The 15,432-nt window shown below is 30.4% G+C and carries 15 protein-coding genes and 1 tRNA gene; 4 read left to right on the plus strand and 12 right to left on the minus strand.

Annotated features, from left to right (window positions below):
• Window positions 1-48: 48 nt before the first annotated feature.
• Window positions 49-1,113, minus strand: coding sequence for a PA0069 family radical SAM protein (locus AQ1685_RS16295; protein ID WP_095075101.1), 1,065 nt, complete (start codon window positions 1,111-1,113; stop codon window positions 49-51).
• Between the two features lie 133 nt (window positions 1,114-1,246).
• Window positions 1,247-3,562: an outer membrane beta-barrel family protein gene (locus AQ1685_RS16300; RefSeq protein WP_095073911.1), complete on the minus strand. Its 2,316-nt coding sequence runs from the start codon at window positions 3,560-3,562 to the stop codon at window positions 1,247-1,249.
• A 210-nt stretch (window positions 3,563-3,772) separates the two neighbouring features.
• Between AQ1685_RS16300 and AQ1685_RS16305 the strand changes: the two genes are divergently transcribed.
• Window positions 3,773-4,867: a sensor histidine kinase gene (locus AQ1685_RS16305; protein ID WP_095073913.1), complete on the plus strand. Its 1,095-nt coding sequence runs from the start codon at window positions 3,773-3,775 to the stop codon at window positions 4,865-4,867.
• A gap of 17 nt (window positions 4,868-4,884) precedes the next feature.
• Window positions 4,885-5,604: a LytR/AlgR family response regulator transcription factor gene (locus AQ1685_RS16310; RefSeq protein WP_095073914.1), complete on the plus strand. Its 720-nt coding sequence runs from the start codon at window positions 4,885-4,887 to the stop codon at window positions 5,602-5,604.
• Window positions 5,605-5,618: 14 nt separating this feature from the next.
• Here the strand turns inward: AQ1685_RS16310 and aroC are convergent, their stop codons facing one another.
• Complete coding sequence (gene aroC, locus AQ1685_RS16315) at window positions 5,619-6,683, minus strand: chorismate synthase (RefSeq protein WP_095073916.1); 1,065 nt, start codon at window positions 6,681-6,683, stop codon at window positions 5,619-5,621.
• Window positions 6,684-6,990: 307 nt separating this feature from the next.
• Here aroC and AQ1685_RS16320 point away from each other — a divergent pair.
• Window positions 6,991-7,075 (plus strand) — tRNA-Ser (locus AQ1685_RS16320).
• 134 nt (window positions 7,076-7,209) lie between these two features.
• On the plus strand, window positions 7,210-8,127 hold the full coding sequence (locus tag AQ1685_RS16325; protein ID WP_095073918.1) for an OmpA family protein: 918 nt from the start codon (window positions 7,210-7,212) through the stop codon (window positions 8,125-8,127).
• 9 nt (window positions 8,128-8,136) lie between these two features.
• Here the strand turns inward: AQ1685_RS16325 and moaA are convergent, their stop codons facing one another.
• The 9 genes from moaA to AQ1685_RS16370 all read right to left on the minus strand — a co-directional run bounded on the left by moaA (window position 8,137) and on the right by AQ1685_RS16370 (window position 15,383).
• On the minus strand, window positions 8,137-9,141 hold the full coding sequence (moaA, locus tag AQ1685_RS16330) for a GTP 3',8-cyclase MoaA (protein WP_095073920.1): 1,005 nt from the start codon (window positions 9,139-9,141) through the stop codon (window positions 8,137-8,139).
• Entirely contained in the window at window positions 9,141-10,049 is a 909-nt protein-coding gene (gene moaCB, locus AQ1685_RS16335; RefSeq protein WP_095073922.1) for a bifunctional molybdenum cofactor biosynthesis protein MoaC/MoaB, read from the minus strand. The genes moaA and moaCB overlap by 1 nt, the downstream gene beginning before the upstream one ends.
• Window positions 10,050-10,195: 146 nt before the next feature.
• Window positions 10,196-10,630, minus strand: coding sequence for a molybdenum cofactor biosynthesis protein MoaE (locus tag AQ1685_RS16340; RefSeq protein ID WP_095073923.1), 435 nt, complete (start codon window positions 10,628-10,630; stop codon window positions 10,196-10,198).
• A gap of 18 nt (window positions 10,631-10,648) precedes the next feature.
• Window positions 10,649-11,617, minus strand: coding sequence for a hypothetical protein (locus AQ1685_RS16345; RefSeq protein ID WP_095073925.1), 969 nt, complete (start codon window positions 11,615-11,617; stop codon window positions 10,649-10,651).
• 12 nt (window positions 11,618-11,629) lie between these two features.
• Window positions 11,630-11,863: a MoaD/ThiS family protein gene (locus AQ1685_RS16350; protein ID WP_095073926.1), complete on the minus strand. Its 234-nt coding sequence runs from the start codon at window positions 11,861-11,863 to the stop codon at window positions 11,630-11,632.
• A gap of 2 nt (window positions 11,864-11,865) precedes the next feature.
• Window positions 11,866-12,612, minus strand: a complete 747-nt coding sequence (locus AQ1685_RS16355; RefSeq protein ID WP_095073928.1) for a sulfite exporter TauE/SafE family protein — start codon at window positions 12,610-12,612, stop codon at window positions 11,866-11,868.
• Between the two features lie 3 nt (window positions 12,613-12,615).
• Window positions 12,616-13,788: a molybdopterin molybdotransferase MoeA gene (locus tag AQ1685_RS16360; RefSeq protein ID WP_095073930.1), complete on the minus strand. Its 1,173-nt coding sequence runs from the start codon at window positions 13,786-13,788 to the stop codon at window positions 12,616-12,618.
• Complete coding sequence (locus tag AQ1685_RS16365; RefSeq protein WP_095073931.1) at window positions 13,785-14,363, minus strand: nucleotidyltransferase family protein; 579 nt, start codon at window positions 14,361-14,363, stop codon at window positions 13,785-13,787. Before AQ1685_RS16365 ends, AQ1685_RS16360 begins: the two co-directional genes overlap by 4 nt.
• A gap of 3 nt (window positions 14,364-14,366) precedes the next feature.
• Complete coding sequence (locus AQ1685_RS16370; RefSeq protein ID WP_095073932.1) at window positions 14,367-15,383, minus strand: XdhC family protein; 1,017 nt, start codon at window positions 15,381-15,383, stop codon at window positions 14,367-14,369.
• Between the last annotated feature and the right edge of the window lie 49 nt (window positions 15,384-15,432).

Raw genomic sequence — 15,432 nt, forward strand, 5'->3', positions numbered from 1 at the left:
TCACATTTTTTAGTGAAGGCTTTTTTATTTCTGCAATACGCTATAATATTAAAATAACGACATTTGATTCGTTTGAAACTTATCAAAAATTGTACAATCAAATTCTGGTATTTTTTTATCTTTTAAATATAGTTTTCTTGCCAATTTAAACTGCATTGCTATTTGTTCTGCAAACTTCCCTTCACCTTTCATTCGCACTCCGTAACGCGATTCATTTAAAGTTCCGTTATGACAATCTTCTATTTGATGTAATATTTTTTCTGCTCGATCTGGGTACGTTTTTTCAACCCATTTTTTAAAAATCTCACCAATTGCTCCGTTTAATCTTACTACTGTATAAGCAACGGATTTCGCTCCTAGTTCACTTACTTTTTTTACCAACGGTAAAATTTCATGATTATTGATTGCTGGAATAATTGGCGCCATCATAACATTAACAGGAATATTATTCTCAGACAATATTTTAACTGTTTCTAATCGTTTTTTAATTGTTGCGGTTCTAGGCTCTAAAATACGTCTTGTTTGTTCAGATAAAGATGTGATCGAAATATTCACTTTTAATAAATTCAAAGAGGCTAACTCTTTTAGAAGATCTAAATCTCGAAGTATTAAAGCATTCTTCGTAATTATTCCTACCGGATGTTTTAACTTCAATAATACTTTTAATATTTCTCTGGTAATTTCTAGTTTTTTCTCAATTGGCTGATAACAATCTGTATTTCCAGAAAGCATAATCGGAATCGCTTCCCAATTTTTTCCTCTTAATTTTTTCTCAAGTAACTCTGCTGCATTCTTTTTGTATAAAATCTTTCTTTCAAAATCTAATCCAGCTGAATATCCCCAATATTCATGAGAATTTCTTGCGTAACAATAGATACAACCATGTTCACAACCTTGATAAGGATTCATTGAAAATGAAGCTCCGATATCTGGACTTGTAACTTTATTCACAATGGTTTTTGGAAAAATCTCTAAATATGCAGTTTTGTTCTGATCTGCATCTTCATTTTCAGCAGCACAATAATTTAAGAAGTCATCTAAAACCTCGTGACTATGTTGTAAAAACTTATTATGAGTATTATGTTGCGCACCTCTTCCTTTGATATAATCCATAAAAATTACTTTAATTAAATTCACATGGAATGATCTTTATTGAGAAAAAGATGTAAAAACTCCTCAATACAACCTCGATACAGAAACCGAAACCATTCTTTAATATTACAAATTTAACAAAAATATGTTTGAATTAATCAGGTAAACGATCTCTATCTTTTTTATTTCTGTTAAAACGATACGTAACATTAAGTCTAAATTGAGGTCCGAGTAAAGCTCTTTCATTTAAAATAGTATAATCAGCGCCAGAAATGGTTTGTGTTTGTACTCTAGAATTAAAAACATTCTGAATATTCGCAGTCACCGAAATTTTATCGTTCCAAAAGTCTTTACTCAAACCTAAATCAGCAACAAAAATCGGTTCAGTTATAATTTGGCCAGAAGCACGTTCTCCTTGATAATTTAAATTGGTTTGAATTGTAACCGCTGGTAATTTCATTCTTGAATTCAACTTAGCTGTCCACGCATTATCTTTTACATTAAATAAACCTTGTTGCTGAAAGCTGAAATAATTGATTTCTCCCATTAATCGCCACCAAGAAAAAGCCGCATATTGAATTCCTAACTCAGCTCCTACTCTGTGTTCTGTTCCAGAATTAATTTGTTTACTGATAATTGCTCCATCGCTATTAGCACTCACTAAAGTTTCAAACAGCTGCGTTGTATATTGATAATACACTGATGGATTTATCGTAAAACCTTTCCATTTCTTTAGAAAACCGACATCGAAAGCATCTGTAAACATTGGATTTAAATCAGGATTACCTACTCGAATATTTCTTCGATCTGCAATTCCGCCAAAAGGATTTAATTGCCAAAAACGTGGCCTTCTAATTCTTTTACTATAACTTAATTGAAGATTTGTTCTTTCATTAAAATTATAAGTCAGGTGAACCGTTGGAAATAAATTAGAATAACGTTTATCTGTTTCAAAAACATTCTTTCTATCAGTACTAGAAGTGTTTGTGTATTCGCCTCGTAAACCTAATAAATATTGAAGTTTGTTTTTTCTATTTCCATATTGAACATAAGCCGCATAAATTCGTTCTTTATACGTTAAAAGGTTATCCAAACTGTCAATCAAAATACCATTATCCCAAACTTTGTAATCGCTATCAATATCTCTTACTTCACCTTTAATTCCTAACTCTAAATGTGTTTTTGGTTGTAAAGGCAATTTAAAATCAGCTTGAAACAGTAGATCTTTACTACTTTCTATATCTCTACTCTGTAATATGTTTGGTGAATTACCATTAATATCTTCTTCAACAAATTCATTTTCATCATCATCCCAAAAATCATATTGAACATCGATAGTAAGTTGCTGTCCTTTTTTAGTAAACTTTTTCACATGATTAAATTCGATTCTACTAAAATTTTGAGGTTCTCTATAGTTTTCTCTATTTAAAATTGAGTTTTGTAAACTCTTATCTGAATCAAAAAAATCGAACTTAAAATCTACAAAACGCTTACTCACATTACTTCTTAAAAAATAGCTAAACGTAGTCGTATTTTGTTTATTGAAATAAATATCACTTCCCACATACAAATTGAACACATTTCTTCTGAATAAGGTATTTCTCTCTAAATCTAAAAACGACGTTGGTCCGTTTCCATCGAAATTCTCTCGAAAAATTGATCCTTTATATTCAAATTCTTGCAAACTATATCTCGCATTTGCAAAAACATTAAATGTTTCTTTTTTATAATTTACATTATAATTTATTCCATGATTCGCAGGTTCTCCTGTTGTTAATTGTAAAGAACTACTAAAACCTCCTATCTTATTTTTCTTTAAAATAATGTTTAAAATTCCAGCCGTTCCTTCGGCATCATAACGAGCAGACGGATTCGTAATTACTTCTACTCTCTCTATTGTAGAAGCAGGCAATTGTTCCAATCCGTTATTAGAAGTTAACACAGAAGGTTTTCCATTAATTAAAATACGAACATTTGCATTTCCGCGTAAACTAACCGCTCCATCTAAATCAACATTCACAGACGGAACATTATTTAAAATATCTGTTGCATTACCTCCTTTTGCTATTAAATCTTTTCCAACATTAAATATTCGTTTATCTAATTTATATTCTGTTGTAGATCGTTCTGTTCTAATTTCAACTTCTTCTAATTGTGTACTATTTTCTTCTAAAAATAATGTTCCTAAATCTTCAAATTTTTCAATCTTTTTTAATTTTATAGTTATTGGTTTAAACCCCACAAAATCTACTTTAATATCATATATATCAGGTTTCACTTCCACTGAAAATTCTCCTTTCTCATTAGCTGAAGTTCCTGTTAAAAATTTTTCCGATTCTGATTTCATAACAATAATTGTTGCGAACTCTAACGGTTGTTTCGTTTTCTTGTCTACTACTTTTCCTTTTACTGTTACTTGACTAAAAACGCAAATATTAAGCAACAAAGCACATAAGATAATTACCCTCATTTTTTATTTTATAATTAAAATTGAGAGATAAAAATCATCAGTTTTTACAGTGATAAATCATAAAATAGACAGACACTAAGGAAAAGTCGACGATTTAAACATTTACTACAAAAACATAAATTCAGGAGAGAAAAAATCACATTTAGGCGTAGAAAACACGAATTCATCGATTCTTGATTGGATAAATAAGCAATTGAGTATTTTTGAAATATGGTAGACTTCTTTGAAAAAATCGCTAACTATATAAAGTCAAATAGGGTTGTAAAACACCTAATATTTTGGAGTGTTTTTACAATTTTTAACCTAATTAGAGATATTGCTGCTGGATCGCATAGAGGAGAAAAATATCCTATTTATGAAGAATTAATTCCTTTAACTTCAATTATTAGCGATATCCCTGCAATTATTACTTCTTATTTAGTTGTTTATATCTGTTTTGAGAAATTTATTAAAAAACAAAAATACGTTTTAGGTATACTTTTATTTATCGTCATTATTTACATTATGGCGAACTTATATAGGTTATACAATATTCATATCATTGAAGGTGTATATAGAGTACCTCCTTTTCACAAGGAATCACTTTTAGAAATTATTAAAACTCCTAGATATCTAATACCTAATTACATTCCTTCATTAGTTTATATTAGTTTTATTTTTACTGCTGTAAAATATCACTTTGAAAGTGAGGAAAAAAGAAGAAATCAACTTGAAATAGATAAAGAAAAAGTCGACTTAGAATTAAAAACATTAAAAGGTCAATTAAATCCGCATTTCTTATTCAATACTTTGAATAATATTTATTCATTGTCTATACTAAACTCGCCACACACTTCTAATGCAATTGCAAAACTTTCTGAAATGTTAGATTTTGTATTATTTAAAAGTGATGATGAACTGGTTTCTCTTGAAAATGAAATTTCACTAATTGAAAACTATATCACACTAGAAAAACTTCGTTATAATGAAGATTTACAAATATCATTTACTAAAGACATACAAGCTTCAAATACGATCCCTCCGTTAGTTTTATTATCATTAGTTGAAAACGCTTTTAAACACGGAGAAAAATCAAATAGTACAGCTCCAGAAATACATATCGATTTACAAAGTACAGAAGATCAACTAACTTTTAAAATTTCGAATTCCATTACTAATTCCGAAAAAGTTAAAACACGAAAACCATTAGGGTTGGTCAATATTAAAAAACAATTATCTTTAATTTATGGTTCGCAATATTCTTTAGAAATTAGCAACGAACCATCGAAATTGTTATTCACTGTTACGTTAATCATTAAAAAATAATTGCAAAAGAAAAGCATATGCCTTACAAATGTGTTATTGTTGACGACGAGCCTTTGGCTATAAAACTTATAGAAAATCATATTGCTAAAGTTGATTCTTTAGAAGTCGTTGCAACTTGCAATAGCGCTATAAAAGCTTTTGAAATTATACACACTACTGACGTTGATTTACTTTTTTTAGATATTAACATGCCGAACTTAACCGGTATTGATTTTTTAAAAAGTCTGAAGAATCCACCAAAAACAATATTGACGACTGCTTATCGCGATTATGCTATTGAGAGTTACGATTTAGAAGTATTAGATTATTTATTAAAACCCATCACTTTTGAACGTTTTTTTAAAGCCGTAGAAAAATTTACGCGTTCTCATACTAGTAATAATAATGAAAGAACTTTTAATGCAAATAATGAAGAACATGATTTTTTGATTATCAAATCAGGAAATAAGCATCATAAAGTTTTCACTGAACAAATTATTTATATCGAAAGCTTAAAAGATTATGTTCGTTTTCATTTAGAAGACGACAAACGTATTGTAGCGAAACATCGCATAAGTGAGATTGAAAAAAAATTAGATACCAAATCGTTCTTAAGAGTTCATCGTTCGTATTTGATAAATACTCAAAAAATAACAGCATTTACTTCTCATGACATAGAAGTAAATGCTGTAGAAATTCCTATCGGAATTAGTTATAAAGAAAATACTATTTCGTTCTTACAACAATTAAAAAGTTAATCGATATAATTTTGTTATAGTACTTTTCGTGTTTTATCCATTAGGTAAAAATCAGCTAAAACTAAAGCTGTTAAAGCTTCAACAACTGGCACCGCTCTTGGTACAACACAAGGATCGTGTCTTCCTTTTCCTTGTATTTCTGTTGCTTCACCTTCAGAATTAATTGTTTGCTGATTTTGCATTATTGTAGCGACTGGCTTAAATGCTACTCTGAAATAAATATCCATTCCATTTGAAATTCCTCCTTGAATTCCTCCAGATAAATTTGATTGTGTAGTTCCATCTGGATTAAAGATATCATTATGTTCAGAACCTTGCATTTTTGCTCCGCAGAAACCACTACCAAACTCAAATCCTTTAACAGCGTTGATAGACAACATTGCTTTTCCTAACTCTGCATGAAGTTTATGGAAAATTGGTTCACCTAAACCAACAGGTACGTTTTGAGCAACACAAGTAATTGTTCCTCCGATTGTATCACCAGCTTTTCTAATTTCTTTAATCTTATCGATCATTTGTTCAGCAGATTTTTCATCTGGACAACGAACAATATTAGATTCTGTTTTAGAAAAATCTAAATCCTGATAAGGTTTATCAATAAATATATCTCCAACAGAAGATGTAAATGCGTTAATAGAAATATGAGCAAGTAATTGTTTTGCTAAAGCTCCAGCAACTACCCAGTTTGCAGTTTCTCTAGCAGAAGTTCTACCTCCACCTCTATAATCTCTTATTCCGTATTTTTTATCGTATGTGTAATCGGCATGTGAAGGTCTATACACATTTGTATTATGATTATAGTCTTTACTTTTTTGGTTTGTATTTTTAATTACAAAACCAATTGGCATACCTGTACTTTTACCATCAAAAATTCCAGATAAAAACTCTACAGTATCTGGTTCTTTACGTTGTGTTACGATTTTTGACTGACCTGGTTTACGACGATCTAATTCTTTTTGAACAGCATCAAAATCAATTGTTACTCCAGCAGGAAAACCATCGATAACTCCTCCAATTGCTACTCCATGTGATTCTCCGAAAGTAGATACTCGTAATATATTTCCAAAGGAATTAAACATTCTTTCTAATTTTAAAACGAAGGTAACTATTTCACTTAAATCGAGAAGAAGAAGCACTCAGAAAAATGAGAATTATTATTAACTGTGTAATTTTAGATACACATTTTTAATTAGTTTTTAAGATCTGCTCTATCAGAACATTTGATCAACATAAAAAAGGCTTAAAAAAATCAAAAACTAAAAAACTGAAAGTAAATTATTTACAGATTTATTTAAAAATACTTTTCAAAAAAGTTACATTTTATTTTCTCTAAATAAAAAAGGTTCTTATATTTGCACCCGCAAAACGGTTAAACGTTTTCGGCCTGGTGAAATGGCAGAGTGGTCGAATGCGGTGGTCTTGAAAACCATTGACTGTAACAGGTCCGGGGGTTCGAATCCCTCTTTCACCGCGAAAAGCTTCAAGGAAACTTGAAGCTTTTTTGTTTTTATCTACTTCCTTCCATGTGACTTTCTATTTTTTTTGTTTCTAATGAATTGTAATTCCCTCCACTAAGATTATAAATCAAGAAACAAAAAAAACAAGATGTCAAAAAAAACAATTTATCTTTTAGGTATACTAATCACAATTATTCTAGGTACATTTTTAAGTTGGAAATATTGTTGTACCACAAACATAGATTCACAAAAAACAATTGCTCAACCTGCACAAAATCCTGAATCTATTAAGGAAGAAACTCCAAAATTATCTTTCGGGAACATTGATGAAAACGGCAATATTAATTTTTCCTTTGACAATATAAAATTTAAAAAATCTAGTATGGATTTTTCTCCTTCTTTTATGTCTGGGTTAGACACTGAACTTAGTGAATTAAAAGATTTCGTGGTTCAACCTGAAAACGAAAAAGCTTTATCGATTACAGGGTATTATATGAGTGATGAAACGAATAATTCTATTTTTCCGAATATTGGATTAGCACGTGCTATAAAAATCAAAAACTACATGTCTTCTCGTGGTATTCCTACAAAGTTGATTGATATTTATGGTGAACTTAATGATACCTTAACTGTAACTACAGATAATACCATGGAAAAACCCATTAAGTTTAGTGTTGGGAAATCTAAGGATTATAGTAAACTCATAGAGAGAATAATGAAAGAAATTGAAGAGAATCCTCTAGTATTAGAATTCGATTCTGGACGATTACAATCTGAATTTACATCTGAACAAAGAATAAAAATTGTAAATATATCTACGTATTTAGATAAAGTTGATAATGCTAATTGTTTAATTACTGGACATACAGACAATACTGGTTCTACAGAAAGTAATTTAACTCTAGGCTTGAAAAGAGCTAATTTCTTAAAGGATTACATTATTAGAAGTGGAATATCAGAAAACAAAGTAAAAACTACTTCTAAGGGTGAAAGTTCACCTGTAGCAAGTAACAAAACTGAAGCAGGAAGACAAAAAAACAGACGTGCTACAGTATCTATAAATTAAAAAATATACTTAACCACCTATAGTAATCATACTTCGGTTATTATGGTTGGTTAAGTTTTCAAAATCTTTGCTATCTGTCATTCCAGAACGAACGGCTTTCTTTTTACGAATTGCACTTTGAATTATGGGTTCAATAGAAATTCCTGCTCTGTATGTACTTAGTAAATCTGTTTCTGATGTAGAGAATAAACAATTCTTTAGTTTGCCATTCGCAGTTAATCGAATACGGTTACAAACATCACAAAACGGATTGGTTACTGAAGAAATAATTCCGAAACTACCTTGGTAAGCATCAATTTTAAAATTTCTTGCTGTAAAATTATCCTCGTGAGGCAAAGGAACAACTACATCTTTTGAATATTTAGCCTCAACCTGATTTAAAAGCTCATTATAACTTACTAATTTAGATTTATCCCATCTATTTCCGTCAAAAGGCATAAACTCTATAAAACGGACTGAAATTGCTCTATCTTTCGTAAATTCTACGAAATCGATAATTTCATTATCATTAAAACCTTTTAACAACACAACATTCAGTTTTACATTAAAACCTTCATCTAATAATAACTGTGTATTTTCAAAAGCTTTTTTAAATTGATCTCGTTTTGTTATTGTATTGAATTTTTCAGGATGTAAAGTATCTAAACTTACATTGATTGTTTTTAACGATGACTTTTTTAATACCTCAATATTTCTATCCACTAGAATTGCATTTGTGGTCATTGAAAGTTCAATAGGCAATTTAGAGAGTCCAGAAATAATCTCTTCAAAATCTTTTCTCAGCAAAGGTTCTCCACCTGTCAATCTAATTTTAGTAACTCCATGTTGCACAAACAATGCTGCAATATCAATTACTTCAGCAGCCGTCATAATTTGATTTCTAGGAGACAATACTACTCCACTTTCGGGCATGCAATAGGTACAACGTAAATTACACTTTTCAGTAAGTGAAATTCGTAAATAATTATGATGCCTACCAAAAGTATCTGTTAGTATATTTTGTCTCTTACTCATTAATGACGTTCTCCTGTTAATACTTTATAACTATGAAATAAATGTGGAAAAACCGCATCTAAACTTTCTACAACTCCTTTACTAGAACCTGGAAGCGCTAATACCAAACAATTATTATCAATTGTTCCTACAACACTTCTAGATAACATAGCATAAGGCATACGTTCTTGTCCATATCTCCGAATAGTTTCCTCTGCTCCTACGATTCTTTTATCTAATAAAGGCAAAATAGCTTCAGGTGTTGTATCTCTAGCTGATAAACCTGTTCCGCCTGTTAACACAATTAAACTAAACTCTTCTTTTAAAGCTAGAACTCTTTGTTGAATTGTATCAAAATCATCAGGAACCACTTCTACTTCTTTTGTAGTTACTTGATAACCTTCCAATTTTTCTTTGATTAACTTTCCTGATTTATCTTCACCTTTTCCTTCAAAAATTGTATCAGAACATACAATAACTGCTGCTTTTACTTCTGAAACATCTTTTACAGGGTAAGATGTTTTTCCTCCTTTTTTCTGAAGTAGTTTTATTGCATGTATTTCAACTCCTTTATCAATAGGCTTTAACATATCATACATATTCAAAGCAACTACACTAGCTCCGTGCATTGCTTCAACCTCTACTCCTGTTTTATAAATCGTTTTTACTGTAACTTTTACAACAACATTTAATCCTTCTATTTCATAAGTAACACCTGTAAACTCAATTGGCATTGGATGACAATCTGGCAATAATTCAGGTGTTTTTTTTACACCAAGCAAACCTGCTGCTTTACTCATTGCAAAAACATTTCCTTTAGGAACAGTATCATTTTGAATAGCATTTATTGTAGCTTGTGAACTTACTTTTACAATTGCTTGTGCTGTTGCTATTCTTAATGTATTTGATTTATGTGTAATATCTACCATTTATCAGTTATCAGTTATCAGTTATCAGTTATCAGTTATCAGTTATCAGTTATCAGTTATCAGTTATCTAAAACTATTTTTTCTAACAGCTACATAAATAAAAATTAAAAACTTTTATCGCTATTTTTCAACTTCAACCTTCAATATTAAACATTTGTTTTCCATTGATACGATTCGTCTTCAAAAAGCTCTTTGCCAAATATTGGAACTTCAGATTTTATTCTATTTACAATATACTCTGTTGCTTCATAAACATGAGGTCTATGTGGCGCCGAAACAAAAACAAAGAAACACACTTCTCCTACATTTACTTTTCCTAAACTGTGATACGTATGCATACACGTTAAATCAAACTTTTCAAAGGCTTCTTCTCTAATTTCATGTAGTTTTTGCTCTGCCATTTCTTGATAACAACTAAACTCTATCGCACTAACTACTTTATCTTCTACTTCATCTTTTCGAATCTGACCTAAAAAAATATTATGTGCTCCAATTTGTGTTTTTACTTGATGTTTCGCAATTGCATTTGCAATAAAATCTGGAGTGATTTGACCTTCTATGAAAACTAATTTTTTCTTCATTTTACTCTTGTTCTTCCCTTACTCTAAAGATACTCTATTTCTTTCGTACTGTTTTAATTGATTTGTTTTAAAATCTATTCCCACAAGTGCTGTCCAAACCGCATCGGTATCTGGAATAAATTGACTTGTCATAAATAACCCTTGACCATTTAAAGTCAATGGCGTTGGAATTATTTCTGTTATCAAGTTTTTGTTGATTATAGAATCAGTTGGCACTTTATTTTTAAATAAATAGAAGCCATGTTTTGCAACTTCTTTACCATATGATCCAAAAGATAGAAACGAAATTGTATCCTTATCTTTTATCATTTTACAATGTGCATATACATCTGTCGGTTCAAATTTATTTTCCTTTAAAGTTTCTTTTAAATAGATACTGTCTTTTGAAAACTTATAATTATTCTTTGCTATAAAATCGTTAATCGTTACACATACATACTGTTTATTTTCATTAAGCTTTTCACTCGAGTTATATGTAGCAATCACCTGACTTTCGAGTTGACCTGAAAAGTATTCGTAATTTTTTAAATGTAGTGTATCTATGACTTCTTGATTGTCATCAAACACCAAAATAGTATTCAAATTACTAATCTCTAAATATTTGTTCGCTACAGCATCTTCGATCTTAAATCTTGTATACTCAATGCTTTTCAAGATAACATCACTAGTATATTTTTCGAAATTGTTATGAAAATCTTCTTGAAGTATTGTTGATGTAGTTGTTTTAAAACTTACAGGTATATAATAATCTTTTCCTTGATCTATCTTTTCTAAAAGTCCTACATAAATAGATTTATCGTCAGTAACCACTAATTTATTCTCTTCTACAATTTCGACCTTTGAGTTTTTGGTTTCATCCTTAGAATCAACGATTGTATCTTTTACAGTAGAAACCTCTTCTACTTCTTCAGTAAATGTTTTTTCTTTTGCTTTTTTGGACTGACAAGCAATTGTAAGAAATAATAAGACAATTAGAGTATACCGCATTTCTATTCCATTTTAACCTCCTGCAAAAGCAGATAATATTGCTACTTCGTCAGCTTCTTTTAAAAGGATTTCTTCTGATTTAGAAACTAAATTATGATTTACTGCTATTTGCATATCATCTAAATCGAGATGATACTTTTCTTGTAAAAACGCGACTAAACCTGGAATTGAATTTTCCTCTAGATTAATTTCTTCAGATGATTTTTTTGCTACATCTGCTATTTTTCCGAAATAAATAACTTTCATTCTTACACTAAAAATAATTTTACAGCTGCTATTGTTAATACTCCTGCTAATACATATTTCAACATATTCATAGAATACTTTTTACTTCCATAGATAGCACCTAAACTTCCGCCAATTAATGCAACTGGAATAAAGTATAAAACCTCTAACGGAACTATTCCTTCATTTATGGTAAAACCTATTAATCCTGAAATTGAATTCACAAAAATAAATAAGGCCGAAACCGCAGCTGCTTGTTTCATATTTCCCCACGCTAAAAGCACTATAACCGGACTTAAAATTATACCTCCTCCAATACCAATCATACCTGAAAAAAGTCCGATACAAGCCCCTATTAATAGTGAAATTACTAAATTATTCTCTTTTAATTCTTCCTTTTCATCTCCAAATACATTTAACATCTTAAGAATTGCGAAAATCAAAAAAAAACCTAGTATTTTTTTATAAAAACCAGCATTCACTGAGATATAACCTCCAATAAAAGCTGCTGGAATAGAACTAATCGCAAACGGATAAAACAACTTCCACTTAAAATGTTGATGCTTCCTGAAAAACCAAAACGATACTCCAGAAACAAAAATATTGAGTACTAAAGCTATCGGTTTCATAAACAAAACAGGAAAAGTAAATAAAGCCATTAATGCTAAATACCCACTTGCTCCTCCATGTCCGACACTTGCATATAAAAAAGCAACTACAACGAGAATTAATAAAAATGGAACTAATACTTCTAGTTGTAATACTCCCATCGATTAACTAAGTTTTATATATGTAATTTCTTCTCCTTTTTTTATTTCTTGTACATCTTCTGGAACGATCAATAAACCATTTGCGACAGCAAAAGACTTTAACATTGAAGAAGCTTGACCCGTTAATTGTGTTGCTTGTCCGTTTTCTATTATTCCTTTTAAGAATAAGGTTTTACCAAAAGCGTTTTTAATATCATTTGTTGCTTTAGCTGTACTTCTTGGTAAATGATAATCTTTATAACCTAACTGTGCTTTTATAACTGGTAATACATAAGAATAAAAACAACTTAAACTTGACGCAGGATTTCCTGGTAAAGCAAAAACTAATTTCTCTTCTTTTTCTCCGAACCACAAAGGCTTACCCGGTTTTTGATTTACTTTATAAAAAACTTCCGACACATTATTCTCTTCCAACCCGCGTTTTACAAAATCATAATCTCCAACAGAAATTCCGCCTGAAACTAAAATAACATCAGCAAAATCTAACTGATTTTTAATCGCTGTTTTTGTTGCTTCAAATGTATCTTCAACTTTTACAATTTCAACCTCATCGATTCCTAATCTATGCAAAGCTAATTGTAAAGTAATCGAATTACTGTCGTAAACTTGACCTTCCTCTAAGACTTCACCGACAGCTTTTAACTCGTTTCCTGTAATTAAAATACTAACTTTAGGCTTCTGATAAACTTTTACTGTACTTAATCCTAAACCAGCAATAAATCCAATTGCCGCTTCGTTTAAAACTGTTCCTTCTTCTAAAGCTATTGCTCCTGTTTTTATTTGTTCTCCTAATGGTCTTACATTAGAAGATTTTTTAGGTAATTCATTAATTGTTAGCTGATCACCTTCAACACTTGTGTGCTCTTGCATTACAACAGTATCAGCTTGATCAGGAACTCTAGCTCCTGTAAAAATTCGTACAGCTTCACCTTCTTGTAGTACTACATTTTTTGAATCTCCCGCCTGAACTTCGCCAACTACAGTAAAACTTGATATTTCATTATGGATAAATGCATATCCATCCATTGAAGATTGCTTAAATGGAGGCATATTAATTGGAGAAACTATGGCTTCTGCTAAAACTAAACCTAACACTTCTTGTATTGGTTTTTCTATAATTTTATTGGGCTGACAGTAATTTTCTATATGTTGAATTGCTTCAGAAACTGAAATCATGGGTTGATTAATTTTTGGTAATCTTCAGGTGTATCAATATCGAGTAATTTTCCTGAAGAAGCTACAGTTTTTATAAAATTTAACTCAGAATTTAACAATTGTTTTGCGCCTTTATCACCAGTTAAATTTAAGAGTTTAGGATAGAATGTTTTAGGAAAAATTGCTGGCACACCATTGAAACCATCGTATCTAGAAGCAACAATACATTCTTTATTTTTCTTATACAAAGTAACCATTTCGTTGATGTAGGTGACATCAATTTTAGGTTGGTCTCCTAAAGTAATTAAAATAGCGTCGTAATTTGAAAGTTTTGTTACTCCTGAACAAATACTTGAACTTAATCCTGAAGCAAAACCTTCGTTAATTATATAATTTACAGTGTAGTTTTGTAAGTTTTCTTTTATTTTTTGAGCATTTGCGCCTAAAACAACATAAATATCTTCTGAATTAAAAACCTTAATACTACTTTCTAAAACTGTTCCTAGTATTGAGCTATTTTTATATGGAAGTAACTGTTTTACTCTTCCCATACGAGAAGCTTTTCCTGCTGCTAAAACTAGCATTGCTATTTTCATATCTTACTTCTGAAGATGAATTTTCCCTTTTATTTTACGTAAAGAATACGGTTCTTTTTTTCGAATTACTGCTAAAATTTCAGCAACAATTGAGACTGCAATTTCTTCTGGAGTTATTGCTCCGATATGCAATCCTGCCGGACTGTAAATTTTATCTAATAATTCTTCTGATACATCTTCTTTGTAATGAAACAAGTCATTTTCTAACTGATCTCTTCTTTTTGTAGAACCCAAAACCCCAATATACATTGGATTGAAATTTATAATCTTCAATAAATACTTTAAATCTTGAACGTAATTATGCGTCATTAACACTACAACAGTATCAGAATCTATAGTTAAATCAACGATTTCCGGAGTACTTGCAGTTACTGTATTTGCTCCAGGAAAATCAGTTTTAGATTTTGGATCTTTAATTGAAGTAATCACATCAACTTCCCAACCTAACAAACTAGACACTGATGTTAATTTTACAGCATCGTGTTCTCCTCCTACAATTAATAATTTTGTTAGTGGTTTAAGTTTCTGAGAGAACTTTTGTAAATCACTTGAGAACTCCAGCTTTCCATTAAACGTATATTGTTTATCATTTTGAAAAGTAATAGTACTTCCATAATCTCCTTTAGCTTCATCTTCAGCTACAAAAGAAGAATGAATTGTAAACTCTTCTCTATCTGATAAACGTTTTTCTAAAGCATTGGTGAAATCATTTGAAACATGAAAAGGTTCAATTAAAATGTACAAGATTCCTTCACATCCCAAACGATAACGTCCATCGTAAGTAATAACTTTAGCTATTCCATCTTTGAAAACTGACTGCGCTCTTAGTTTCACCTCTTTTTCTACACAACCTCCACTAACTGCTCCGATCATTTTTCCGTCTTCACAAATCAGCATTCGAACACCTGGTTTCCTGTAAGAAGAACCTTCTAAATGAACTACAGTTGCCAATACATTTTTTAATCCTTTTTCTTGATGAAGTACAGCTTGTTTTACTATGTCTACAAATTCATATGTCATGTTGTTAAATTAGCAATAAAAAATCAAATAATCATTACAAGAACATTTT

Origin of the sequence: Tenacibaculum jejuense (genome assembly GCF_900198195.1) — a bacterium.
Classification (GTDB): Bacteria; Bacteroidota; Bacteroidia; order Flavobacteriales; family Flavobacteriaceae; genus Polaribacter; species Polaribacter jejuensis.

Coding starts and splice junctions, on each gene's coding strand:
- AQ1685_RS16365 (WP_095073931.1), bottom strand. CDS start 14,363: ATGAAAATAGCAATGCTAGTTTTAGCAGCAGGAAAAGCTTCTCGTATG.
- AQ1685_RS16370 (WP_095073932.1), bottom strand. CDS start 15,383: ATGACATATGAATTTGTAGACATAGTAAAACAAGCTGTACTTCATCAA.
- AQ1685_RS16305 (WP_095073913.1), top strand. CDS start 3,773: ATGGTAGACTTCTTTGAAAAAATCGCTAACTATATAAAGTCAAATAGG.
- AQ1685_RS16345 (WP_095073925.1), bottom strand. CDS start 11,617: ATGCGGTATACTCTAATTGTCTTATTATTTCTTACAATTGCTTGTCAG.
- AQ1685_RS16325 (WP_095073918.1), top strand. CDS start 7,210: ATGTCAAAAAAAACAATTTATCTTTTAGGTATACTAATCACAATTATT.
- moaA (WP_095073920.1), bottom strand. CDS start 9,141: ATGAGTAAGAGACAAAATATACTAACAGATACTTTTGGTAGGCATCAT.
- AQ1685_RS16310 (WP_095073914.1), top strand. CDS start 4,885: ATGCCTTACAAATGTGTTATTGTTGACGACGAGCCTTTGGCTATAAAA.
- AQ1685_RS16350 (WP_095073926.1), bottom strand. CDS start 11,863: ATGAAAGTTATTTATTTCGGAAAAATAGCAGATGTAGCAAAAAAATCA.
- AQ1685_RS16340 (WP_095073923.1), bottom strand. CDS start 10,630: ATGAAGAAAAAATTAGTTTTCATAGAAGGTCAAATCACTCCAGATTTT.
- AQ1685_RS16360 (WP_095073930.1), bottom strand. CDS start 13,788: ATGATTTCAGTTTCTGAAGCAATTCAACATATAGAAAATTACTGTCAG.
- aroC (WP_095073916.1), bottom strand. CDS start 6,683: ATGTTTAATTCCTTTGGAAATATATTACGAGTATCTACTTTCGGAGAA.
- AQ1685_RS16355 (WP_095073928.1), bottom strand. CDS start 12,612: ATGGGAGTATTACAACTAGAAGTATTAGTTCCATTTTTATTAATTCTC.
- AQ1685_RS16295 (WP_095075101.1), bottom strand. CDS start 1,113: ATGGATTATATCAAAGGAAGAGGTGCGCAACATAATACTCATAATAAG.
- AQ1685_RS16300 (WP_095073911.1), bottom strand. CDS start 3,562: ATGAGGGTAATTATCTTATGTGCTTTGTTGCTTAATATTTGCGTTTTT.
- moaCB (WP_095073922.1), bottom strand. CDS start 10,049: ATGGTAGATATTACACATAAATCAAATACATTAAGAATAGCAACAGCA.